The sequence below is a fragment of the Paraburkholderia sp. J67 genome (genome assembly GCF_905220265.1).
Lineage (GTDB): Bacteria > Pseudomonadota > Gammaproteobacteria > Burkholderiales > Burkholderiaceae > Paraburkholderia.
Map to the genome: position 1 here is coordinate 103,363 of NZ_CAJMZK010000002.1, position 22,961 is coordinate 126,323.

Sequence of the window (22,961 nt, forward strand, 5' to 3'; positions counted from 1 at the left end):
TTCTGATTGGTCCCCAATGAAATGACGCTCACTGAATTGAAATACATCGTTGCGGTTGCCCGCGAGCGCCACTTCGGACGGGCTGCCGAAGCCTGCTTCGTGAGCCAGCCGACGCTGTCGGTGGCCATCAAGAAACTCGAAGACGAACTGAACGTGCAGATTTTCGAGCGCGGCACGAGCGAAGTGAGCGTGACGCCCATCGGCGAGCAGATCGTCACGCAGGCGCAGCGCGTGCTCGAGCAGACGCTCGCAATCAAGGAAATCGCCAAGCAGGGCAAGGATCCGCTGGTCGGGCCGCTGCGCCTGGGCGTGATCTACACGATCGGGCCGTACCTGCTGCCCACGCTCGTCAAGCAGATGATCAAACGCGTCCCGCAGATGCCGCTGATGCTGCAGGAGAACTACACGCTCAAGCTCATCGAACTGCTCAAGCAGGGCGAGATCGACGTCGCGATCATGGCGCTGCCGTTCCCGGAAACCGGCCTCACGCTGCGTCCGCTCTACGACGAACCGTTCGTCGTGGCGCTGCCCTCGGGCCATGCCTGGGAAGAGCGCGCCAAGATCGACCCGGACGATCTCAAGCAGGAAACCATGCTGCTGCTCGGTAGCGGCCATTGCTTCCGCGATCACGTGCTGGGCGTGTGCCCGGAACTGATGCGCTTCTCGCAGAACGCCGACGGCATCCAGAAGACCTTCGAAGGTTCGTCGCTGGAAACCATCCGTCATATGGTGGCGAGCGGCGTCGGCATCACGGTGCTGCCGCGCATGTCGGTGACCGAGGTGAAGCCGCACGCGGGCGGCGTCGATTCGGGCCTGCTCTCCTATGTGCCGTTCGACGAGCCGGTGCCCGACCGCCGCGTGGTGCTGGCGTGGCGCAAGAGCTTCACGCGCATGCCGGCGATCGAGGCGATCGTCGACGCCATCCACGCCTGCGACCTGCCGGGCGTGAAGAAGATCGAGGCGCCCGCCGAGGCGGCTTGATGCTTGCAGCGCCGCGCTTCTCGCGCGGCGCTTTGTCTTTCCGATGCGGCGTTCGTCCGCTTCCTGCTCCCTATCTCTCTCCCATATTGCGGCCCTAATAAGCTTCGCCTATTAGATAGATTAAATAAATCAAATTACGATCTTCGATAGCAATTGATAAAGTCTTCCTCAACCGACACCCACCGATCAGCACCACGATCAACGAGAGGAAGCGATGCAAAACACACACGCCCAGCCCGCCGCCGCGACTCAATCGACGTTGTCGTCGAGCCTGCGCAGCGTCGCGTTCGCGCTGCTCGTCGATCGCGCGTTGTCCGCCTAAGCGCGCCCACGCACCGCACCCCTCGCAGATCCATACAGAACCCAGGAGTCCAGGATGACCGACCGTACCCTCACCTCGGCAGCAGGCGCACCCGTCGTCGATAACCAGAATTCGCTTACCGCCGGTCCGCGCGGTCCCGTCATGCTGCAAGACGTGTGGCTCCTCGAAAAGCTCGCGCACTTCGACCGCGAAGTGATTCCCGAGCGCCGCGTGCACGCCAAGGGTTCGGGCGCGTTCGGCACGCTCAAGGTCACGCACGATATTTCGCGTTTCACGAAGGCTCAGGTCTTTGGCGAAGTCGGCAAGGAAACGCCGCTCTTCATGCGCTTTTCGACCGTGGCAGGCGAGCGCGGTGCGGCCGATGCCGAGCGCGATGTGCGCGGCTTCTCGATCAAGTTCTATACGGAAGAGGGCAACTGGGACGTCGTCGGCAACAACACGCCGGTGTTCTTTATCCGCGATCCGCTCAAGTTTCCGGACTTCATCCACACGCAAAAACGCGATCCGCGCACCAACATGCGCAGCAACGTGGCCGCGTGGGACTTCTGGTCGCGCCATCCGGAATCGCTCCATCAGGTGACGATCCTCATGAGCGATCGCGGCATTCCGAAGAACTATCGTCAGCAGCACGGCTTTGGTTCGCACACGTTCTCGTTCATCAACGCGAACAACGAGCGCTTCTACGTGAAGTTCCACTTCAAGTCGGCGCAGGGCGTGGAGAACTATACCGATGCAGAAGCGGCGCAAGTGATTGCTCAGGACCGCGAATCGGCGCAGCGCGATCTGTTCGATTCGATCGAGCAGGGCAACTTCCCGAAGTGGCATTTCCGCGTTCAGGTGATGCCCGAGGCCGACGCCGCAAAAGTGCCGTACAACCCGTTCGACATTACGAAGGTCTGGCCGCACAAGGATTACCCGTTGATCGACGTGGGCACGATCGAGTTGAACCGCAACCCGCAGAACTATTTCGCCGAGGTCGAGCAGGCAGCGTTCTCGCCCGCGAATGTGGTGCCGGGTATCGGCTTCTCGCCGGATCGGCTGTTGCAGGGGCGGTTGTTCTCGTACGGCGATACGCAGCGCTATCGCCTCGGCATCAACCATCACCAGATTCCGGTGAATGCGCCGCGCTGTCCGGTCCACTCGTTCCATCGTGACGGCGCGATGCGCACCGACGGCAATCTGGGCGGCACCGTGAACTACGAGCCGAGCCGCTTCGGCGACTTCGCCCAGCGCCCGCAGGCGGGCGAGCCTGCGCTCGCGGCAGGTGCGGTCGATCACTACGATCACCGCGAGGACGACGATTACTACAGCCAGCCGGGCGCGTTGTTCCGTCTGTTCGATGCCGGCCAGCGCGAGCGTCTCTTCGCGAACATCGCGGGGCATATCGCGGGCGTGCCGTCGGAGATCGTGCAGCGCCAGATCGAGCACTTCCGCCGTGCCGATCCGGCCTACGCCGAAGGTGTGATCGCGGCGATGGCGACGCTCGCGCAAGCGCAAAAGTAACGCCGCAGCAGCAGTAACGGTAAAAAGCCCAGGCACAACCAGGGAGCCGCGGCGAGGTGCCACAAGCGCCTCGCCGCACCACTTACCCAATCGACAACTCAGGCAACGAAAGCAGCATAGAGAGCACAAGGAGCACGATCATGACCAGAACGATGACGATGACACTCAAGGCCGTGGGCGCGGGCCGCGGCGCGACGATGGCGCGCACGCGCGCGGAAGGCACCCAGTTCGTGCGTCGCGTCGTGGGTTTCGCGATCGTGACGAGCAGCCTGGTGGCGATCGCCTCGCAAGCGATGGCGCATCTCATAGCCCATTGAGCCGCCCACGCGCGGCCGGATGGCGCAGGCGGGAACGCCCGCTGCTTCAGCCTGTCGGACTGTGGGGCCGGATGACCCGGTCGTCCGGCGTTTATCAGATAAACTGACGCCCGATCGAGCAGCTCGCATCGTCTCGGATGGGTAGTCTCACACCGCTACAAAAGGAGTCGTCATGGCTAAAAAACCGGCTGTGCAGCACGTGAATATCGGCATCAGCGACAAGGATCGCAAGAAGATCGCAGACGGTCTCTCGCGCCTGCTCGCGGACACGTACACGCTTTATCTGAAGACGCACAACTTTCACTGGAACGTGACGGGGCCGATGTTCAACACGCTCCATCTGATGTTCGAGACGCAGTACAACGAACTGGCGCTGGCGGTGGACGCCATTGCCGAGCGTATCCGCGCGCTGGGCGTGCACGCGCCGGGCAGCTACCGCGATTTCGCGAAGCTCTCGTCGATTCCGGAAGCCGAAGGCGTGCCGCCGGCAGAAGAGATGATCCGCCAACTGGTGGAAGGCCAGGAAGCCGTGGTGCGCACCGCGCGCGCGATCTTCCCGGCGACCGAAGCCGCCAACGACGAACCGACCGCCGACCTGCTCACGCAGCGCTTGCAGATGCATGAAAAGACGGCGTGGATGCTGCGCTCGATGCTGGCCTGAGCGCGCTCGGATTGCCGATCCAACGCAAAACCCGCTGGCTGGTCCAGCGGGTTTTTGTTTTAGGGCGCAGGCGAGGATGGCGGCGGCCTGTCGCGAGCCTGGCCTACAATAGCGCCATCGCGTCTTCCGCTTCATCCGCCCCCTATGTTCGCCCGACTTCCGCTCTATCTGCGGCTCGTCCGCATGGACAAGCCGATCGGCAGCCTGCTGCTGCTGTGGCCGACGCTCAACGCGCTCTGGATCGCCTCGAACGGCCATCCCTCGCTCTCGCTGCTGGTGATCTTCACGCTCGGCACGGTGCTGATGCGCTCGGCGGGCTGCGCGATCAATGACTACGCGGATCGCGACTTCGACCGTCACGTCAAACGCACGGCCGAGCGTCCCATCACCTCGGGGCGCATTCGCGCCTGGGAAGCGGTGGCGATCGCCGCCGGCCTCGCCATCGTCTCGTTCCTGCTGATCCTGCCGCTGAATGCGCTCACCAAACAGCTTTCGGTGGTGGCGCTGTTCGTGGCGGCGTCGTACCCGTTCACCAAGCGCTTCTTCGCGATTCCGCAGGCGTATCTGGGCATCGCGTTCGGCTTCGGCATTCCGATGGCGTTTGCCGCTATTCAGGACCACGTGCCGATGCTCGCGTGGATCATGCTGGCCGCCAACGTGTTCTGGTCGGTGGCCTACGACACCGAGTACGCGATGGTCGATCGCGACGACGACATCAAGATCGGCATTCGCACTTCGGCGCTCACGTTTGGCCGCTTCGACGTGCTCGCGATCATGATCTGCTACGCCGTCACGCTGGGCGTCTATGTCTGGGTGGGGGTCACGCAGCAGTTCGGCGTGCTTTACTGGCTCGGCTGGGCGGTGGCGGTGGGCTGTGCGATCTATCACTACACGCTTATCAAGGACCGCGAGCGCATGCCGTGCTTCGCCGCGTTCCGCCATAACAACTGGCTGGGCGGTGCGCTTTTCGTCGGTATCGCCGCGCATTACGCTGCGTCGGGTATGTGAGCTTCGAGCCTGCGACAGACAATAAAAAAGCGCCCCGAGGGGCGCTTTTTTCATGCACGCAAACCGGACATTCGTCGAGGTTTATCGGCTTATTGCGCGCCGAACTCCGCGCCCATTTCCTTCGCACGCGCGTCGGCCGCAAGCGCGCCGCGCACGATCGCGTCCTTGATGCCCGAAGCGTCGAACGAGGCGAGCGCCGCCGCCGTCGTGCCGCCCTTGGACGTCACGCGCTCGCGCAGCACCGCGGGCGGCTCGTCCGATTGCAGCGCCAGTTGCGCCGCACCCGTGAAGGTGGCGATGGCGAGCGCGCGGCCCTGTTGCTCGTCCATGCCGAGCTGACGCGCGGCTTCTTCGAGCGCTTCGATGAAATAGAACACGTAGGCCGGACCGCTGCCCGAGATCGCCGTTACGGCGTCGATCTTGCCTTCGTCGTCGAACCAGACCGTCTGACCGACCGCGCCCAGCACGTTCGATGCGAGTTCGCGTCCCGCGGCATCCACGCCGCCGCTCGCTACCAGCCCCGTCGCGCCCATGCCGATCAGCGCGGGCGTGTTGGGCATCGTGCGTACGACGCGTGCGTGGCCACCCAGCCAGCGCGACAGATCCTCGATGCGGATGCCGGCCATGATGCTGATGACGACCTGATGCGCGGCCAGGTGCGGCGCGAGGCCTTCCGCGACGGCCTTGGCGATCTGCGGCTTGACGGCGATCAGCACCGCGTCGTACGCGGCGAGCGCGATGTCCGCACCCGCGCCCGTGTTCACGCCGAACTGGTCGGCGGTGCGCTTGCGGGCATCTTCGTTCGGATCGATCGCGTACAGATTCGCGGCAGGCACGCCCTTGCGGATGAGGCCGCCGATGAGTGCAGCGGCCATGTTGCCGCCGCCGATGAAGGCAATTTTCATGGTGTTGGAGTGCGTCAGTGAATCAGTGAGAGTAATCGCGGGCGCCGAAAATCGCGGTGCCGATGCGCACGAGGGTCGCGCCTTCGAGCACGGCCGCTTCGAGATCCGCCGACATGCCCATCGAGAGCGTGTCGAGTGCCAGACCGTCGGCGCGCAGTGCGTCGAACAGTTCGCGCAGCTGGCGGTGCGGCGCGCGTTGTGCGTCGAGCGTTTGCGCCGGTTCGGGAATCGACATCAGTCCGCGCAGGCGCACATTGGGGAGCGCGGCGATCGCATGGGCGATCTGCGCGGCTTCCTCGGGTGCCACGCCGCTCTTGGAATCTTCGCCGCTCACGTTCACTTGCAGGCAGAGATTGAGCGGCGCCATGCCGGCCGGGCGCTGTTCGGACAGGCGTTGCGCGATTTTCAGGCGGTCGACCGAATGCACCCAGTCGAAACGCTCCGCCACGGGGCGTGTCTTGTTCGATTGCAGCGGCCCGATGAAATGCCATTCGAGATGCGCGCGCAGGTCCGCGAGCGTGTCGATCTTGTCCACCGCTTCCTGCACGTAGTTCTCGCCGAACGCGCGCTGGCCTGCCGCGTGTGCGGCGCGCACGTCGTCGGCTGGAAAGGTCTTCGAGACCGCGAGCAGCGCGACGGACTCCGGCGCGCGGCCTGCATTGCGGGCGGCGCTGGCGATACGCTGGCGGACGGCTTCGAGGTGGTAGGCGAGATCGGTCATCGGCATTCTGGCCGGTCGCGTTGCGTGACGTTGCGTGACTTTGCGTTGTCCTGCCCGCGGCCGCGCACATGGGTTTAGGCGCACTAAAAAACGAACGAGGGCAATTATACGGACTGCGCGAGGCGCCCGGCATCCGCCAAAAGTCCTATGCCGAATGGCCGACTGTTGGCGCTAGCGGCGAATCGATACGCTGGGAGTCCAGCCGCGATCCACGCGCCATTCACCGTCATCAGTTCGCCGCCAGCATATGCTCCACCAGCTCGATCCAGTGTGTGACCGGCAGCACCGTGCCGCTTTGCAGATGCGCAATGCAGCCGATGTTCGCCGAGACGATCAGTTGCGGCTCCAGCGCCTTGAGCCGCTCGACCTTCTGGTTGCGCAGCGTGTAGGACAGGCGCGGCTGCGTGATCGAATAAGTGCCGGCGGACCCGCAACACAGATGGCTGTCGGCAGGCAGGCGCACGTCCAGACCCAGCGCGCCCAGCACTTTCTCCACGCCGCCGCGCAGTTGCTGCCCGTGCTGCAACGTGCACGGCGGGTGATACGCCACGGTATGGATGCCGCGACGGCGCGTAGCGGCCCGCAACGGTTCCTCGAATGCAGGCAGGATTTCGGAGAGATCGCGCGTCAGCGCGGTAATGCGCTGGGCCTTCCTGGCATAGGCCGGGTCGTTGCGCATCAGGTGGGCGTATTCCTTGACCGTCGCGCCACAGCCCGAAGCGTTCATCACGATGGCTTCGGCGCCTTGCTCGACGTATGGCCACCAGGCGTCGATGTTGGCGCGCACGTCGGCGAGCGCGTCGTCGGCATAGCCCATGTGCAGGCGGATTGCCCCGCAGCAGCCCGCCTGCGGCGCGACGAGCGTTTCGATGCCGAGCGCGTCGAGCACGCGCGCCGTGGCCGTATTGATGTTCGGCATCATCGAAGGCTGCACGCAGCCAGCGAGCATCAGCATCTTGCGCGGGTGCTTCGCCGTGGGCCAGGCGAGCGGGCGCTGGCGCACCGGCACCTTGTCGCGCAAGCGGCGCGGCAGCAGCACGCGCACCTGCTGCGCGATGCGCATGGTCGGCGAGAACAGCATGCGGCGCGGCAGGAAGCCCGCGAGGAAGCCGCGCAGGAGGCGCTGGCGCAACGGGCGCGGCACCATTTGCTCGGCGTGCTTGCGGCCGATTTCCACGAGGCGGCCGTACTGCACGCCGGAAGGACACGTGGTCTCGCAACTGCGGCAGGTGAGGCAGCGATCCAGATGCGTGAGCGTGCTCTTTGTCACGGGCGCGCCTTCCACCATCTGTTTCATAAGATAAATGCGCCCGCGCGGCCCGTCGAGTTCGTCGCCAAGCAACTGGTAAGTCGGGCAGGTCGCGGTGCAAAAGCCGCAATGCACGCATTTGCGCAGGATCGCGTCGGCTTCGTCGCCGTCGGGAGTGTTGCGAATGAAGTCCGCGAGGTTCGTCTGCATCGCCGCGTGAAGGTCTCGTCAGAAGTCGGAATACAGGCGGCCGCGATTGAAGATGCGGGCCGGGTCGAACGCGGCTTTCAGGCCGCGATGGATCTTCATGAGCGGCGCGGGCAGCGGCGTGAACACCCCCGCGCTGCGGTCGTAGCCGCGGCCCGTGCGGAACATGGTGGCGTGCCCGCCGGCCTGCTTGGCGGTGATGCGCACGGTCTGCGCGTCGGTTTCGGTGATCCACCAGCGCTGCGCGCCGCCCCATTCCATCAGTTGCGCGCCGGGCAGTTGCAGCGGCTCCGCGATCGAGGGCAGGGCGAGGCGCCAGAGCGCGGCGTCGGGCGCGATCGAGGCGAAGAACGGATCGGTCTGTTCGCGCAACCCGCCCCAGAAGCGCTCGGCTTCCACGGCATCGACCACTTCGCCGCCCAGCGACGTGCGCGCGGCCTTCACACCCGCTTCCGCTCCCGCCAGACGCACGACGAGCGTGCCGTTACGCCAGGCGCTGGCCGTGATCGGCAACGGGCGGCCGCCCCACTCGTTGAGCTTGCGCACTGCGTCGGTGCCGTTCATGTCGAAGCGCAGCGTGGTTTCCGCCTGCGGCACCGGCAGCACTTTCACGGACAGTTCCAGCATCAGCCCGAGCGTGCCGAGCGAGCCCGCCAGCAGGCGCGACACATCGTAGCCCGCCACATTTTTCACGACCTGCCCGCCGAAGTGCAGGACCTCGCCACGCCCGTTCATGATCACGGCGCCCAGCACGAAGTCGCGCGCAGCGCCCGCGCTCGCCCGGCGCGGCCCGGCGATACCCGCCGCAATGCAGCCGCCGAAGGTGGCTTGCGGGCCAAAGTGGGGCGGCTCGAACGCCAGCATCTGGCCGTGCGCGGCGAGCGCGTGCTCGATTTCGAGCAGCGGCGTGCCGGCGCGCGCCGTGATGACCAGCTCGGCTGGGTCGTAAGCGATGATGCCCCGATGCGCGCGCGTGTCGAGCACTTCGCCTTCGAGCGCCTGGCCATACCAGTCCTTGGTGCCGCCGCCGCGTATGCGCAGCGGGCGCCCATCCGCGCTCGCGGCACGGATACGCTCGGACCAGTCCGCAACGATGTCGTCCTCTTGCATGCTTCCCATGGCGCGTTTGTCGAGTGTGTCGCGTTTGCCGCGGTTGTCGTTGTGGTTCGACTGATTGTACTGACGCGCCCGAGGCTGGCAACCCGGGGCAGGCCCGCATGGCGGCGCGCGCCGGGAGCGGGCGGGCCCGGCGCACCGCCCGGACCACGCCTCGCGTAATGCAGGGCGCAACGCGCGATCCGGGGAGCGGTCGGTCGAGGGCGCGACTAGAAACGCGGCAGTTCGGGATGCGGCAGCAGATTGCCGCGTACGTGCATGCGTCCGTACTCGGCGCAGCGCGCGCGCGTGGGAATGCCCTTGTCGGGATTGAGCAGGCGGGCCGGATCGAAGGCGTGCTTCACGGCATGGAACGCGTCGCGCTCCTCGGGCGAAAACTGCACGCACATCGAGTTGATCTTCTCGATGCCCACGCCATGCTCGCCCGTGACCGTGCCGCCCAGTTCGACGCAGGTTTCGAGGATGTCGGAGCCGAACGCCTCGGCGCGGCGCCATTCGTCGGCGTCGCTGCCGTTGAAGAGAATCAGCGGGTGCATGTTGCCGTCGCCCGCGTGGAACACGTTGATGCAGCGCAGCCCGTACTGCTTCTCCATCTCGTGGATGCGCGCGAGCAAGGGGCCGATCGCGCGGCGCGGCACCGTGCCGTCCATGCAGTAGTAGTCGGGCGAAATGCGCCCCGCGGCGGGAAACGCGTTCTTGCGCCCGGACCAGAAGCGCAGGCGCTCTTCCTCGGTGCGCGAAATCTGGATGCGCGTCGCGCCGTGCTCGCGTAGCACGACGGTCGTGCGTGCGATTTCGTCGGCGACTTCCTCAGGCGTGCCATCGGCTTCGCACAACAGGATCGCCGCGGCGTCGAGGTCGTAGCCCGCGTTGACGAACTCCTCGACCGCGCGCGTGGCCGGCTTGTCCATCATCTCCAGACCCGCCGGAATGATGCCCGAGGCGATGATGCCCGCGACGGCGTTGCCGCCTTTAACGACGTCGTCGAAGCTCGCCATGATGACCTGCGCGGTCTGCGGGCGCGGAATCAGCTTGACGGTGACTTCGGTGACGATTGCGAACATGCCCTCACTGCCGATCATCACCGCGAGCAGATCGAGGCCGGGCGCATCGGGCGCGAGCGAGCCGAACTCGACGATCTCGCCGTCCATCGTCACTGCGCGCACGCGCAGCACGTTATGCACGGTGAGGCCGTACTTGAGGCAATGCACGCCGCCCGAATTCTCGGACACATTCCCGCCGATCGTGCAGGCAATCTGCGAAGACGGATCGGGCGCGTAATAGAGACCGTAGGGCGCGGCGGCATCGGAGACGGCGAGATTGCGCACGCCGGGCTGGACTGTTGCCGTGCGGGCGTAGGGATCGACTTCGAGAATGCGCCGAAAGCGCGCGAGCGACAGCACGATGCCGTGGCGGATCGGCATGGCGCCGCCCGACAGGCCCGTGCCCGCGCCGCGCGGCACGACCGGCACATCAAGACGGCGGCAGATCTGCACGATGCGCTGCACCTGCGATTCCGTCTCCGGCAGCGCAACCGCGAGCGGCAGGCGCCGGTAGGCGGCGAGGCCATCGCACTCGTAGGCGACGGTGTCCTCCTCGCGATGCAGCAGGCAGTGCGCGGGCAGCACGGCCATCAGCGCCTGCACGACCTCGCGCTGACGCTGGGCAAGGGCTTCGGGCGTGAGCTCGGGTGTCGCCGCGGGCAGCTTCGCGTCCGGTGCGTTCATGTCTCCTCCTTGTGTGGACTACGCGTGCAGCGTGTTATGCACCAGTCAGGCGGCCCAGCTGAAGATCTTGCCCGGGTTCATCAGGTTGTGCGGATCGAGCGCGTGTTTGATGGCGCGCATGGTGTCGATGGTGTCCGCGCCGTGCTCCTCGATCAGGAAGTCCATCTTGTGCAGGCCCACGCCGTGCTCGCCCGTGCAGGTGCCGTCCATGCGGATCGCACGCTGCACGATGCGGTGGTTCAGGCGCTCGGCTTCGTCGATTTCCTCGGGCTTGTCGGGGTCGATCAGGATCGCGACGTGGAAGTTGCCGTCGCCCACGTGGCCGACGATCGGGCACGGCAACGGCGACGCCTTGAGATCGGCCTCGGTTTCCACCACGCATTCGGCGAGGCGCGAGATCGGGACGCACACGTCGGTCGTCACGGCGCGGCAGCCGGGGCGCAATTGCAGCATCGCGAAGTAGGCGTTGTGGCGTGCGTTCCACAGACGGCTGCGGTCCTCGGGGCGCGTGGCCCATTCGAAGCCCTCGCCGCCGTTTTGTGCCGCGATCTCCTGCACGAGCTGCGCCTGTTCGGCCACGCCGGCTTCGGTGCCGTGGAATTCGAAGAAGAGTGTGTGTTTTTCGCGCAGCGTCAGGTTCGAGTGCTTGTTGATCGCACGCACCGCGAGCGCGTCGATGAACTCCACGCGCGCGATCGGCACGCCCATCTGGATCGTTTCGATCACGCTGCGCACGGCTTCGGCCATCGACGGGAATGCGCAGATTGCCGCCGACACCGCCTCAGGCTGCGGGTAAAGCCGCACCGTGATTTCGGTGATGACGCCGAGCGTGCCTTCGGAGCCCACAAAGAGCCGCGTGAGGTCGTAACCGGCCGACGACTTGCGCGCACGCGTGCCAGTCTTGATGACGCGGCCGTCCGCGAGCACGGCAGTGAGGCCCAGCACGTTCTCGCGCATCGTGCCGTAGCGCACGGCGTTGGTGCCCGAGGCGCGCGTCGCCGACATGCCGCCGATACTCGCGTCCGCGCCTGGGTCGATCGGGAAGAAGAGGCCCGTGTCGCGCAGCGCTTCGTTCAACTGCTTGCGCGAGATGCCCGGCTCGACCGTCACGGTGAGGTCTTCGGCGTTGATCGAGAGCACGCGGTTCATCTGCGAAAGGTCGATCGAGACGCCGCCCTGTACGGCCAGCAGATGGCCTTCGAGCGAAGAGCCGTTGCCGTAGGGGATGATCGGCACGCCGTATTGGGCGCACAGTTTGACGATCGTCTGGACTTCCCCGGTGTTGTGCGCGTAGACGACGGCATCGGGCAGTTGCGGATCGAAGCGGGATTCGTCGCGGCCATGATGGGCGCGGACGGCTTCGGACGTGGAGACGCGCTCGCCGAAGGCGTCGCGCAGGCTGTCGAGGAGAGCGGCGGGGAACGGACGGCGTGCAGGATTGGCAACGGCCGGCGGCGCGGGATGATTCACGCGGGGGTCTCCATTGTTGGACATGATCTTTGGCGCGTTTCATTCTACGCTCAACGCTTCGGGCTTTGAGGCGGGGCTCGCCCGGATGCGGTGCCGCAATGTTGCACTGCATGATCCACGCCGTGCCCGCGCGAGAGACAATCGCGCTTTCCTGCATGTTCACGTTTCTGGAGAGTCATACTATGGGCAATCGCCTGAGCAAGATCGCCACACGCACCGGCGACGACGGCACCACGGGCCTGGGCGACGGCAGCCGCGTGCGCAAGGACGATGCGCGTATCGCTGCGATCGGCGAAGTCGACGAACTGAATTCGCACATTGGTGTGCTGCTGTGCGAGACGCTGTCCGACGACGTGCGCGCCGCGCTCACGGCGATCCAGCACGATCTGTTCGACTTGGGCGGCGAGCTCTGCATGCCAGGCCACACCATCGTGACCGACCAGCATCTCGCGCGGCTCGACGGGTGGCTCGCCGATTACAACGACACGCTGCCGCCGCTCAAGGAGTTCATCCTGCCCGGCGGCTCGCGCGCAGCGGCGCTCGCGCATGTCTGCCGAACCGTGTGCCGGCGCGCGGAGCGCGCAATCGTTGCGCTTGGCGTCGCGCAGGAAGGCAGTGCGCCGCTCGCACAGACGCCGCGGCGCTATGTGAACCGGCTTTCCGATCTGCTGTTCGTACTTTCGCGCGTGCTTAACCGCGCGGCGGGCGGGAGCGACGTATTCTGGCATCACGATCGTGGCCCGGCGGGGGGCGCTTCCAGCAACGAATAAGACGGGCTGAATGAAGGCCGGTGCGTGGCAGGACGGCCCGCACCCGCGCCGCATCAGGACCTTTGCCGGGGTGCGACAAAATGCCTGGGGTGGGGGGAATCGTTAAAGATGTATCGTACGTACATCTTTAACGAGGAGAAGCCGCAATGACCGCGCTCACCGCCGACCAGATCGCCCGCGTCAAGGCCACCGCGCCTGTATTCGCCGAGCATGGCACGACCATCACGAAGCACTTCTACCAGCGCATGTTCAACGCGCATCCGGAGTTGAAGAACCTCTTCAACCAGACGCACCAGAAGAGCGGCAGCCAGCCCGAGACGCTGGCCCGCGCGGTCTACGCCTACGCCGCAAACATCGACAATCTGGGCGCGCTGGGCGGTGCGGTCACGCATATCGCGCACAAGCATGCGAGCCTGAACATCCGCCCGGAGCACTATCCGATCGTCGGGCGTCATCTGCTGGGGGCGGTGGTGGACGTACTTGGCGATGCGGTCGATCAGGCCACGCTCGACGCCTGGACCGTGGCTTACGAGCAACTCGCGCAGATCATGATCGGTGTGGAGGCGAAGCTTTATGAAGCGGCGCCGTGGAGCGGTTTCCGCCCGTTCCGTGTGGTGCGCAAGCAGGTGGAAAGCGACGAGATCACCTCGTTCTATCTCGCGCCCGCCGACGGCGCGCCCGCTGGCGGCTTCGAGCCTGGCCAGTACGTGAGCGTGAAGCGCTTCGTGGATGAACTCGGCGTCGATCAGCCGCGCCAGTACAGCCTCTCGGACGCGCCGCACGGCCAGTGGCTGCGTATTTCGGTGAAGCGCGAAGCCGGAGCCGGCGACGTGCAACCGGGTCACATCTCGAACCTGATGCACGACGGCGTGGAGCAGGGCGCCATCGTCCACGTGAGCGCGCCGATGGGCGAATTCAAACTCGACCGCAACAAGACGACGCCGGTCGTGCTGATGAGCGGCGGCGTGGGCATCACGCCGATGGCGTCGATGCTCGCGACGCTGCTTGCCAGCCGCAGCGAGCGCCAGGTGACGTTCGTGCACGCCTGCCGCAACGGCCGCGTGCATGCGTTCCGCGACTGGCTGCGCCGCAGCGCCGCCGAACATCCGAATCTCAAGCGTGCAGTGTTTTACGAGGACGTGAGCGCAGACGACCGCGCAGGCACCGATTACGACTTCGAAGGCCGCATGGACCTCTCGCGCATCGAGGCGGACGTGATGTTGCCGGATGCCGATTACTACCTCTGCGGCCCGGTCGCCTTCATGCGCGCGCAGCGTGAGGCGCTGGTCGCGCGTGGTGTGGATCCGGCGCGCATCCATACCGAGATCTTCGGCTCGGGCATGCTCGACTAAGGTTCGCCGCAGGCGCGAGCCTGCAAAAAAGCCCGGCCAGTTGCGAAACTGGCCGGGCTTTTGTCATGCGCGAAGCGCGCTTCAGTTGCCGCTGCCGCGCGCGATACGGCGCTGCTTGACGGCTTCGGCGAGCCCTTCGAGCACGCCGATGCTTTCGTCCCAGCCGATGCACGCATCGGTCACGCTCTGGCCGTAGGTCAGCTCGCAGCCTTCCTTGAGATCCTGGCGGCCCGCCACGAGGTGCGACTCCACCATCACGCCGACGATGCGTTCGTCGCCGCCAGCGATCTGGCGGCCGATATCGGCGCAGACCGGGATCTGGTTCTCATGCTTCTTCGAGCTGTTGGCGTGGCTCGCATCGATCATCAGGCGGGCGGCGAGACCCGCCTTGCCGATGTCGCTGCATGCCACGTTGACGCTCTCGGCATCGTAGTTCGGCGTCTTGCCGCCGCGCAGGATCACGTGGCAGTCCTCATTGCCGGCCGTCGATACGATGGCCGAATGGCCACCCTTCGTCACCGAGAGGAAATGGTGCGGCTGCGAAGCGGCCTTGATCGCGTCGACGGCGATCTTCACGTTGCCGTCCGTGCCGTTCTTGAAGCCGACCGGGCAGGAGAGGCCCGAAGCCAGCTCGCGGTGCACCTGCGACTCGGTCGTACGCGCGCCGATTGCGCCCCACGAGATCAGATCGGCGATGTACTGCGGGCTGATCATGTCGAGGTATTCGGTGCCCGCGGGCAGGCCGAGTTCGTTGATCGAGACCAGCAGCTCGCGCGCGGTGCGCAGGCCGTCGTTGATCTTGAAGCTGTTGTCCATGAACGGGTCGTTGATGAGACCCTTCCAGCCCACCGTCGTGCGCGGCTTTTCGAAGTACACGCGCATCACGATTTCCAGCTCGTTGCTGAAGCGCTTGCGCTGCTCCACGAGCTTCTTCGCGTAGTCGATCGCGGCCTTCGTATCGTGGATCGAGCAGGGGCCGATCACCACGACGAGGCGGTCGTCCATGCCGTGCAGGATGCGGTGCAGGGCGCGGCGCGATTCGAAGATCAGCGTGGAGGCGGCTTCCGAGCACGGGAATTCGCGGATCAGGTGAGCGGGCGGCGTGAGTTCCTTGAGTTCGCGGATGCGGACATCGTCGGTGTTGTGCGGGGGCATGTTGTTTTCTCCTGATCCTGTGTAGCGTGCTTCGCGAGGCGAAACGGCGGCAATCGGCTAGATGAAAGTGAGGCTCGTGTTGTTCAAGGACAAAAAAAAACCGCCAGACTTGGCTGGCGGTTTTCGTGTATTCGGGGTCCTGCGCGTACTGCTAACCCTCTCGATCCGCCAGCGGTCTGAGATACCAAAAGAAGTAAAAATAAAACTTCGTGGCGAACATGGCGGTGTGCAGTGTCGGCTTCAGTTGAACTTCGGTTGACGAAGGTTCGTACGTCGAAAAGGTTGATTGCCTTTATAACCCGGCGTTCTTCAGGCTGGCAAGCGGGTTGCGGCGAAAAAGCGGATGATTTGCAAAAATCTACGTTTCAGTGCAGGAAATCCGCATGGCGATGCGGAATTTCCGCATCGCCATGCATGAGACCCGTATCTGTCCCTTACCGCGCTCTTGCGATCAGACCGTGCCACCCACCGTCATGCGGTCGATGCGCAGGGTCGGCTGGCCCACGCCCACCGGCACGCTTTGGCCCTCCTTGCCGCACACGCCCACGCCCGAATCCAGACGCATGTCGTTGCCGATCATGCTCACGTACTTGAGCGATTCCGGGCCGCTGCCGATCAGCGTCGCGCCCTTGACGGGGTAGGTGATCTTGCCGTCTTCGATCATGTAGGCCTCGGAGGCCGAGAACACGAACTTGCCGTTGGTGATGTCGACCTGGCCGCCGCCGAAGTTCACGGCGTAGAGGCCGTTCTTCACCGACGCGATGATCTCCTGCGGATCCTTGTCGCCGTTGAGCATGTAGGTGTTGGTCATGCGCGGCATCGGCAGCGCGGCGTAGGACTCGCGGCGCGCATTGCCCGTCACGGGCATCTTCATCAGGCGCGCATTGAGCGAGTCCTGGATGTAGCCCTTGAGAATGCCGTCCTCGATCAGCGTCGTGCACTGGGTCGGATTGCCTTCATCGTCGATATTGAGCGAGCCGCGGCGGTTCGGCAGCGTGCCGTCGTCCACCACGGTGACGCCCTTGGCGGCGACGCGCTGGCCGATCTGGCCCGCGAACGCCGACGAACCTTTGCGGTTGAAGTCGCCTTCCAGACCGTGGCCGATCGCCTCGTGCAGCAGCACGCCCGGCCAGCCCGGGCCGAGCACCACGGTCATGGCGCCGGCCGGAGCCGGGCGCGCTTCGAGGTTCACCAGCGCCGCATGGACCGCGTCGTCGACGTACTTCGAGAGCACCTCGTCGGTGAAGTAGCCGTAGTCGAAACGCCCGCCGCCGCCGCCGCTACCGACTTCGCGGCGGCCGTTCTGCTCGGCGATCACCGTGACCGACACGCGCACGAGCGGGCGGATGTCGGCGGCCAGCGCGCCGTCGCTGCGCGCCACCAGCACGACGTCGTATTCGCCCGCGAGCCCCGCCATCACCTGGGTGACGCGCGGGTCGCGGCTGCGCGCCATCTGCTCGACGCGCTCCAGCAGCTTGACCTTTTCGGTGGCGTCGAGCGAGGTGAGCGGATCGGACGGCAGGTAGAGATCGCGGCCCGCGATGCCCTTGAGCGAGGTGGCCACCTGGATTTTCTGCTTGCCGCCGCCGGCCTTGGCGATCGAGCGCGTGGCGATGGCCGCCTGGCGGATCGCCTCGGGCGAGAGGTCGTCGGAGTAGGCGAACGCCGTGCGCTCGCCCGAGACCGCGCGCACGCCCACGCCCTGGTCGATGCTGAAGCTGCCCGACTTGACGATGCCTTCCTCCAGGCTCCATGCCTCGCTGCGCGTGGCCTGGAAGTAGAGATCGGCGTAGTCGACACGGTGCGTGAAGATCTCGCCGAGCGTGCGCGTGAGCAGCGCTTCGTCGAGGCCGTAGGGCGCGAGGAGCACGTCCTTCGCGGTCGCCAGATTGCGGATGCCGGGTTCGATGATGTTCATGCGCTCAATATGGAAGTTTCGGATAGCAGATTCGGGCGCGGTACGGCGAAATCAAGACGCCTGGATCGATGGGTTGCAGGAATGGGGTTCGGCTTCAGCTCTCGTCGGCACAGTCGAGCACGCGATGCCGCCATGCTGGCAGACTCGCGCGCACAGCGGCGATGCGGTCGAGGTCGATATCGCCGATCACGATGCCGGGGTTCTCGTCGAGCACATCGACAATCTCGCCCCAGGGATCGATCAGCATGCTGTGGCCCCAGGTGCGGCGGCCGTTCTCGTGCGTGCCGCCCTGCGCCGCGGCGAGCACATAGCACTGGTTCTCGACGGCCCGGGCGCGCAGCAGGATCTGCCAGTGCGCACGGCCCGTGGTGTAGGTGAAGGCGGACGGCACGACCATCAGCGCGCAGTCTCCCATGCGCCGGTACAGCTCGGGAAAGCGAAGATCGTAGCAGACCGATAGCCCCACGCGGCCGAGCGGCGCGTCGAAGGTGCGCACGTCGGTGCCGGGGCGGATGGTGCGCGCTTCGTCGAACGATTCGGCGCCTTTTTCGAAGCTGAACAGGTGGATCTTGTCGTAGCGCGCGCGCTCGGCGCCGCTCGGATCGAACACCAGCGTGGTGTTGAGCACGCGGTTTTCTTCGGGCGCTTTCAGGGGCAGCGTACCGCCGATGATCCACACGCCGTGGCGCTTCGCGGCATCGGCGAGAAAGCGCTGGATCGGGCCGTCGCCGTACGCTTCGCGCACGGCCAGCTTGTCGCTGTCCTTGTGGCCCATGAAGCAGAAGTATTCGGGCAGCAGCACGAGGCGCGCGCCCTGCGCGGCGGCATCGGCGATCAGGCGCTCGGCGTCGGCCAGATTGCGCGCGACGTCTGGCGTGCTGACCATCTGTAACGCTGCGGCCCTGAACGGCGGAGCCAGGACGGCGGGCGCTGCGCTAGAAGAAGATTCGCTCATCGACGGCTCTTGATTGGACGAAGGAGGTGGCCCGGAGCGGCAGAGCTGGACACTGCATGGGGGCTATCCGCCCACGCCAGCCAGGCGATGTGGAACTCAATGCGCCACCGCCGGAACCTGCGCGTCCATCTTACCCTGATCGCCGTGCAGTCGCTCAACGTGCGGTTTGGCCCAGGAGCCCGTGATGGCGTAGTCGCGCGCAAGGGTCGACTCGAGCGTGTGCGAGAGCGCGAAGTCGCCGATCAGCGCGCCGAGGCCCAGCAGCGGATTGATGATGGCCGCCACGATCACGCCCGCGCCCGCGCTCACCGTCGGCACGACGTGCACGCGCAGGTCCTGCGTCTCATGGGCGAGGTCGACGCTGCCCATCATCTGGGCGCGGCCCGGCGCGGTCAGCAGTTTGAAGTTGTCGGTGCGGCCGATGCCGTTCTGGATCTGCGCGCTGCCCGTGACGCTCGTAAAGGGCAGGCCTTCGCCGATCACGTCGCGGAAGTCCATGCTCGCGTAGCGCGCGAGGCTTTGCAGGCTCAGCACGCCCAGCAGCGTCGCTACGCCCGGTTTGATCTTGAGGATTTCGCCGTGATGCAGGTCGAGCGCGAGGCTGCCGTTGAGCGTCGGATAGTCGAGCTTCGTCGGCCCGCCGCGCCAGACGAGATTGCCGCTCAGCGTACCCGTGCCGCCCTTGATCGCATGCGCGACGCCAGCGCGCTCGAGCAGGTCGCCCGCATCCTTGATGTCGAGATGGAAGTCGAGCGCGGTGCGGCGTGGCGTCTGGGTGGCGCCGCTGGCGGTGTCGGCGGGCGCGGACTCGTCGCCCATCGCGCGCCAGTTCTCGGTGGCGGTGAAGTGACCGGCCGGATTGACGATGTCGAGCGTGTCGAGCTGCCAGACCGGCACGCCGTTTTCGTCGAAGTTGTGGGCGTTGATCTGGAGCCGGCCGAAGTCGCGTCCGCGCACGATCAACTCATTCACGACAAGGTCGATCGACGGCATGTTCTGCGCAGGCTGTGAGACCGCCTGGCCGAGCAGGTCGTTTTCCGTCGCGGCGGGTACCACGAGGCGCGCGAGGCGCGCTTCGAGCGTACCGGGCGAGCCCGGCACCGCGCCTGGTTTCCACGAGACGTGGCCCGAGACCTGGTTCGACGCGACATTGGCCTGCCACTGGTTTGCGTCGCGCGACGCGCCGACGATCACGTTTTCCCAATGGCGCTTGAGCAGCGTGAGCGTGCCGACGTGAACCGCGAAGCGTGACGGCACGTAGGACGCAAAGGCGCCGCCCGGCGCGAGCAGCGAGGCGTTGGGCGCTATCGTTTGCGAGGCGGCTTGAGGTGCGCTGGCGGTGGCGTTCGTCTGCGAAGCGGCTTGCACGGTGTTGGCTTGCACTGAATTGGCTGGCGCGCTCGCGATGGCGGCAGGCGCGCTAGCGGCACTGACTGGCGTAGCCGGATTCGCCGCCGCCGTGCCGCGCAGTTCCTGCACCACGCGCCGCCACGCGTCCGCGTCGAACGACGGCAGATCGACGGCCGCGGTCACGCCTTCCGAGGGCAGGTCTGCGGGCTTGTTCATGCCGATCGCGCCGCGCACCACTTCCGGCACATGACCGGGGTTGCGGCGTAGCACGTAACGCGCCGCCAGCGGCCCGAGCGTGAGTTCGGCGTGCTGGAACGCTGCGGCGTCGCTGGCAGAAAGCGCAGCCGATGGGGTTCCCGAGTCGTCGCCAGGACCGGGCTGCAAGGCGAAGCGCAGCGGCATCTGCGTGCCCGCCGTCTTGCCGAAAGGCGCGGGCAGGTCGATGGCCAGATCGGTCAGGTCGGAACTGGCCTTCACGTCCGGCAGATGGCCGCGCGCGCCCGTCACCGACAGCGAATAGGGCGCCGCACCCGAGAAGCGCCCGAGCACCGCCGCCGCCGTGCCGTGCAGGTTCAGTCCGCGCGCGGCATCCACGGCCACGTTGCCCGCCACGTTGACGTCGTAGCGGCCGTCCTCGCGCATGCCGCCGTTGGCGCGCAGATCGCCGCCAAGGAAATGACCGGTCAGCCGCTCGACCTGGGCGCTGTGATTCGTGAAGCGCACCCGGCCGTTGAGGTTCGAGAGCGGCGGCGCGTTGTGCGCGGTGAGCGTGTTGTTCTCGAAGCCGATCGCCCCGGCCACCGCCACCTTGGGCATCGGCTTGCGTGGAATCGTGAGCTTGAGCGCGAGCGTGGCCGGCCCTTGCGCCTGCACCTTCGCCGTGGCGTGCTTCGAGATCGCGCCGAGCGAGCTGTTGTCGGCGTAATCGAGCAGATCGGCGAGCGGCCCGCGCCCCGCACCCTCGATCACGAGATCGGAACCCTTGATGCCCAGCTCGTCGATACGACCGCTCACGTCGTGCAGCACGAAGTTGCGGTAGTGGCCGCGCGCCACGTCGAAGCGCAGCTTGTTCTCCGCGAGACGGAACACGCCGTTGATGCCGTCGAACGCGGGCCAGACATTGGGCACGCCGTTGCGCATGTTCTTGGGCGGGAACGGCGACGGGTCGAAGCGTCCGTTGGCGAACGGCGCGACGATGCGGAACTGGCCCGCGCTCGGGTCGCGCGAGTAGGGGAACTGAGCGAGATCGCCGTGAATCTCGATCGTTGCGCCCTTCGAGAGCCCGGCCTGCAGGCCGTGGCCCAGATAGGTGCGGGTCTTTTCGCTGAGGCTGGTCGGCAGATAGCGCGGAATCGCCTTGACCTGCGCCTCGTCGAAATGGGCCACGAGGTCGAGCGCGCCGCGCCCGTGACCGGGGTTGCGATAGTGCGCGGTCATCTTCGCGCGCGCGTCGGCGTTCTGTACGCCCAGCTCCGTCACGTCGACGTCGAACGCCTTGAGTTTGTCGCCCGGCTGGCGCTGCGCGGCCACGGTCCACTTCGCCGCGCCCCACAGGCGGTCGAAGCGCAGGCGCGGATCGTCGAATACGCCGGGCAGCGTGATGGCGGCGTCGGCGGTATCGAACTTGATCGTGCCGTGCGATTCGTCGGCGTCGATGCGCCCCCAGAGATTGTCGACTCCGGGCAGACCCGCGCGCGGGTGATTGCGCGGCGTGAGGCCCGGCCCCGGCTCCTGGGCCGCGACGCTGAAACCTTGCAGATCGCCCTTGAAGCGGTAGTGAAGCAGCGGTTCCGCGCTGGCGCTGCGTTGTTCGGCGGCGGCTTCACCCGATTCGGGCTTGGCCCGCTCCATCGCCAGATCGTAGTTGGCCACAAGGCCGCGCGGATTGAAGCGCACGAGCGCGTTCTGCACGCGGCTCGGCAGCGGCAGCGCACGCATGAATTCGGCGAGGATGCCGAGGTCGATGCGATCGCCGCTCACCGAGAACAACTGGCCGTTTTGCAGGGATTGCTGGCGAAACTGCGCGTCGAGCTTGGTGAGCGCGAGTGTGCGCGTGAGCGGCGTGCCGTCGTCGAGCGGCGGCTGGCCGAGTTCGGCGCGCAGGTCGCGCAGTTGCAGCGTGTAGTCGCCGGGCGAGATGCCCATGCGCCAGTCGAACTTCGCGATTGGGAGGTCGAGGCGCGGCTGGGTCGGCTTTACGCGCAGCGCGATGTTGTCGCCGCTGAGCGCGCCGTCGGCGGACACGATGCGCCCCGCGTCGAAGTTCGCCCAGATCGCGTTGTCGATGCGCCCTGCATAAGTCGTGATCGGCAGATTGATGTAGCGCGCAAGCGTAGGCAGATCGACAGGGCCGGTCGAGATATAGGCGCTGCCGGTCCAGCCGATCGGCTTGCCGGCCTGCGCGGAGCGCGCATGCTTGAACTGCGCGCGGAAGTCGAGCGGGCCGTGCAGCACGGTGCCCTCGGCGGGCGCCTGGAGCGCGACATGGTGGTCGTAGCCGTCGTTGAGAATCGCGAGGCGGATATTCGACAGGCGCAGTTCGGGCGCGTCGCGTGTGGCGTCGCGCCAGCGCAGCGTGCCGCCGCGCAGCACGATGGCCTGCTGGCGCATCAGCCAGGTGGTGAAGGTGGCGTTGCCGGTGTGGGCGCTCGGCACGGGCACGCCCGCGACGGTGAGCGTGCCGTCGTCCTCGCGCGCGATCGACACATCGGGATTTTCGACCACGACGCTCGAGAGCAGCGGCTCGAAGATCACGAGCGAGCGCCAGGCGACCGAGGCCGTGGCGTGCGGCACGTTGAGCGCGAGATTGCCGTGACGGTCGCGAATCGTGAGGCCGGCAACGTCGATGCCTGGCTGAAAACCGGACCAGTGCGGCGAGAGCTTGCCGATGCGGAAGTCGGCGTGAATCTTGTCGGAGACGAGCTTTTCGATGCGCGGGCGGAAATCGTCCACGTAGGGCAGCACAACGTAGCGCAGCCCGAGCAGCAGCACGCCGACGACGAAGTAAAAGGCGAGCGCGATGCACGCCAGCACGCGCAGCGTGTGGCGCAGGACCGGGTGATGATGTTGCGGGCCCGCGTCTGCGCTTACCCGGCTGGCTTGTCCGGTGTGAGGCGGGCCGGCGGGATCGTTACGCTCGGACATGCTGCGGCGGGTGGGGTATGGTAGCGTTGCGTTCTGACGACGAAATGTATCACACGGGGCCGTGGGACCGGCCATCCGGGGAACCCGGGTTGGCTTGCGGCGGGGCGATATAGCGCGTCGCACACACGGA

Annotated in this window: 17 protein-coding genes; 7 read left to right on the top strand and 10 right to left on the bottom strand. The window is 66.2% G+C overall.

Going from position 1 to position 22,961, the window contains the following annotated elements:
• The first annotated feature begins 21 nt into the window (after positions 1 to 21).
• The 5 genes from U5782_RS04480 to ubiA all read left to right on the top strand — a co-directional run bounded on the left by U5782_RS04480 (position 22) and on the right by ubiA (position 4,792).
• A complete protein-coding gene (locus U5782_RS04480) occupies positions 22 to 981 on the top strand; it encodes a hydrogen peroxide-inducible genes activator (protein ID WP_322042627.1) in 960 nt (319 codons plus the stop codon).
• A 376-nt stretch (positions 982 to 1,357) separates the two neighbouring features.
• Positions 1,358 to 2,806, top strand: a complete 1,449-nt coding sequence (locus U5782_RS04485; protein WP_322042628.1) for a catalase — start codon at positions 1,358 to 1,360, stop codon at positions 2,804 to 2,806.
• A gap of 140 nt (positions 2,807 to 2,946) precedes the next feature.
• Positions 2,947 to 3,123 carry a hypothetical protein gene (locus tag U5782_RS04490; RefSeq protein WP_322042629.1) on the top strand — a complete coding sequence of 59 codons (177 nt, stop codon included), beginning with the start codon at positions 2,947 to 2,949 and terminating at the stop codon, positions 3,121 to 3,123.
• A gap of 172 nt (positions 3,124 to 3,295) precedes the next feature.
• Positions 3,296 to 3,784, top strand: coding sequence for a Dps family protein (locus U5782_RS04495; RefSeq protein WP_322042630.1), 489 nt, complete (start codon positions 3,296 to 3,298; stop codon positions 3,782 to 3,784).
• A gap of 144 nt (positions 3,785 to 3,928) precedes the next feature.
• Positions 3,929 to 4,792 (top strand): 4-hydroxybenzoate octaprenyltransferase, encoded by an 864-nt coding sequence (gene ubiA, locus U5782_RS04500; protein ID WP_322042631.1) that lies wholly within the window; start codon positions 3,929 to 3,931, stop codon positions 4,790 to 4,792.
• 89 nt (positions 4,793 to 4,881) lie between these two features.
• Here the strand turns inward: ubiA and proC are convergent, their stop codons facing one another.
• From proC to U5782_RS04530, 6 genes are all read right to left on the bottom strand, one after another.
• Complete coding sequence (proC, locus tag U5782_RS04505; RefSeq protein ID WP_322042632.1) at positions 4,882 to 5,697, bottom strand: pyrroline-5-carboxylate reductase; 816 nt, start codon at positions 5,695 to 5,697, stop codon at positions 4,882 to 4,884.
• Positions 5,698 to 5,719: 22 nt separating this feature from the next.
• The gene (locus U5782_RS04510) at positions 5,720 to 6,418 is read right to left on the bottom strand and encodes a YggS family pyridoxal phosphate-dependent enzyme (RefSeq protein ID WP_322043066.1); all 699 of its coding nucleotides are present in this window, start codon (positions 6,416 to 6,418) and stop codon (positions 5,720 to 5,722) included.
• Between the two features lie 229 nt (positions 6,419 to 6,647).
• Entirely contained in the window at positions 6,648 to 7,877 is a 1,230-nt protein-coding gene (glcF, locus tag U5782_RS04515) for a glycolate oxidase subunit GlcF (RefSeq protein ID WP_322042633.1), read from the bottom strand.
• 18 nt (positions 7,878 to 7,895) lie between these two features.
• Positions 7,896 to 8,984, bottom strand: a complete 1,089-nt coding sequence (gene glcE / locus U5782_RS04520) for a glycolate oxidase subunit GlcE (RefSeq protein ID WP_322043067.1) — start codon at positions 8,982 to 8,984, stop codon at positions 7,896 to 7,898.
• A gap of 215 nt (positions 8,985 to 9,199) precedes the next feature.
• Positions 9,200 to 10,717 carry an FAD-linked oxidase C-terminal domain-containing protein gene (locus U5782_RS04525; protein WP_322042634.1) on the bottom strand — a complete coding sequence of 506 codons (1,518 nt, stop codon included), beginning with the start codon at positions 10,715 to 10,717 and terminating at the stop codon, positions 9,200 to 9,202.
• A gap of 45 nt (positions 10,718 to 10,762) precedes the next feature.
• Positions 10,763 to 12,187, bottom strand: a complete 1,425-nt coding sequence (locus U5782_RS04530) for an FAD-binding oxidoreductase (protein WP_322042635.1) — start codon at positions 12,185 to 12,187, stop codon at positions 10,763 to 10,765.
• Between the two features lie 182 nt (positions 12,188 to 12,369).
• Here U5782_RS04530 and U5782_RS04535 point away from each other — a divergent pair, with 182 nt between their 5' ends.
• Positions 12,370 to 12,957 (top strand): cob(I)yrinic acid a,c-diamide adenosyltransferase, encoded by a 588-nt coding sequence (locus U5782_RS04535; protein WP_322042636.1) that lies wholly within the window; start codon positions 12,370 to 12,372, stop codon positions 12,955 to 12,957.
• Positions 12,958 to 13,103: 146 nt separating this feature from the next.
• Positions 13,104 to 14,309 carry an NO-inducible flavohemoprotein gene (hmpA, locus tag U5782_RS04540; protein WP_322042637.1) on the top strand — a complete coding sequence of 402 codons (1,206 nt, stop codon included), beginning with the start codon at positions 13,104 to 13,106 and terminating at the stop codon, positions 14,307 to 14,309.
• Positions 14,310 to 14,390: 81 nt separating this feature from the next.
• On the opposite strand, the gene aroG is transcribed toward hmpA, so the two are convergent.
• The 4 genes from aroG to U5782_RS04560 all read right to left on the bottom strand — a co-directional run bounded on the left by aroG (position 14,391) and on the right by U5782_RS04560 (position 22,831).
• Positions 14,391 to 15,464 (bottom strand): 3-deoxy-7-phosphoheptulonate synthase AroG, encoded by a 1,074-nt coding sequence (aroG, locus tag U5782_RS04545; protein WP_322042638.1) that lies wholly within the window; start codon positions 15,462 to 15,464, stop codon positions 14,391 to 14,393.
• Between the two features lie 451 nt (positions 15,465 to 15,915).
• Positions 15,916 to 17,382, bottom strand: a complete 1,467-nt coding sequence (gene tldD, locus U5782_RS04550) for a metalloprotease TldD (RefSeq protein ID WP_322042639.1) — start codon at positions 17,380 to 17,382, stop codon at positions 15,916 to 15,918.
• Positions 17,383 to 17,476: 94 nt separating this feature from the next.
• Positions 17,477 to 18,337, bottom strand: a complete 861-nt coding sequence (locus U5782_RS04555; RefSeq protein WP_322042640.1) for a carbon-nitrogen hydrolase family protein — start codon at positions 18,335 to 18,337, stop codon at positions 17,477 to 17,479.
• Positions 18,338 to 18,433: 96 nt separating this feature from the next.
• The gene (locus tag U5782_RS04560) at positions 18,434 to 22,831 is read right to left on the bottom strand and encodes a YhdP family protein (protein WP_322042641.1); all 4,398 of its coding nucleotides are present in this window, start codon (positions 22,829 to 22,831) and stop codon (positions 18,434 to 18,436) included.
• Positions 22,832 to 22,961 lie beyond the last annotated feature (130 nt).

Coding starts and splice junctions, on each gene's coding strand:
- U5782_RS04490 (WP_322042629.1), top strand. CDS start 2,947: ATGACCAGAACGATGACGATGACACTCAAGGCCGTGGGCGCGGGCCGC.
- U5782_RS04555 (WP_322042640.1), bottom strand. CDS start 18,337: ATGAGCGAATCTTCTTCTAGCGCAGCGCCCGCCGTCCTGGCTCCGCCG.
- U5782_RS04535 (WP_322042636.1), top strand. CDS start 12,370: ATGGGCAATCGCCTGAGCAAGATCGCCACACGCACCGGCGACGACGGC.
- U5782_RS04510 (WP_322043066.1), bottom strand. CDS start 6,418: ATGACCGATCTCGCCTACCACCTCGAAGCCGTCCGCCAGCGTATCGCC.
- ubiA (WP_322042631.1), top strand. CDS start 3,929: ATGTTCGCCCGACTTCCGCTCTATCTGCGGCTCGTCCGCATGGACAAG.
- hmpA (WP_322042637.1), top strand. CDS start 13,104: ATGACCGCGCTCACCGCCGACCAGATCGCCCGCGTCAAGGCCACCGCG.
- proC (WP_322042632.1), bottom strand. CDS start 5,697: ATGAAAATTGCCTTCATCGGCGGCGGCAACATGGCCGCTGCACTCATC.
- glcF (WP_322042633.1), bottom strand. CDS start 7,877: ATGCAGACGAACCTCGCGGACTTCATTCGCAACACTCCCGACGGCGAC.
- aroG (WP_322042638.1), bottom strand. CDS start 15,464: ATGCCCCCGCACAACACCGACGATGTCCGCATCCGCGAACTCAAGGAA.
- U5782_RS04560 (WP_322042641.1), bottom strand. CDS start 22,831: ATGTCCGAGCGTAACGATCCCGCCGGCCCGCCTCACACCGGACAAGCC.
- U5782_RS04525 (WP_322042634.1), bottom strand. CDS start 10,717: ATGAACGCACCGGACGCGAAGCTGCCCGCGGCGACACCCGAGCTCACG.
- glcE (WP_322043067.1), bottom strand. CDS start 8,984: ATGCAAGAGGACGACATCGTTGCGGACTGGTCCGAGCGTATCCGTGCC.
- U5782_RS04485 (WP_322042628.1), top strand. CDS start 1,358: ATGACCGACCGTACCCTCACCTCGGCAGCAGGCGCACCCGTCGTCGAT.
- U5782_RS04480 (WP_322042627.1), top strand. CDS start 22: ATGACGCTCACTGAATTGAAATACATCGTTGCGGTTGCCCGCGAGCGC.
- tldD (WP_322042639.1), bottom strand. CDS start 17,382: ATGAACATCATCGAACCCGGCATCCGCAATCTGGCGACCGCGAAGGAC.
- U5782_RS04495 (WP_322042630.1), top strand. CDS start 3,296: ATGGCTAAAAAACCGGCTGTGCAGCACGTGAATATCGGCATCAGCGAC.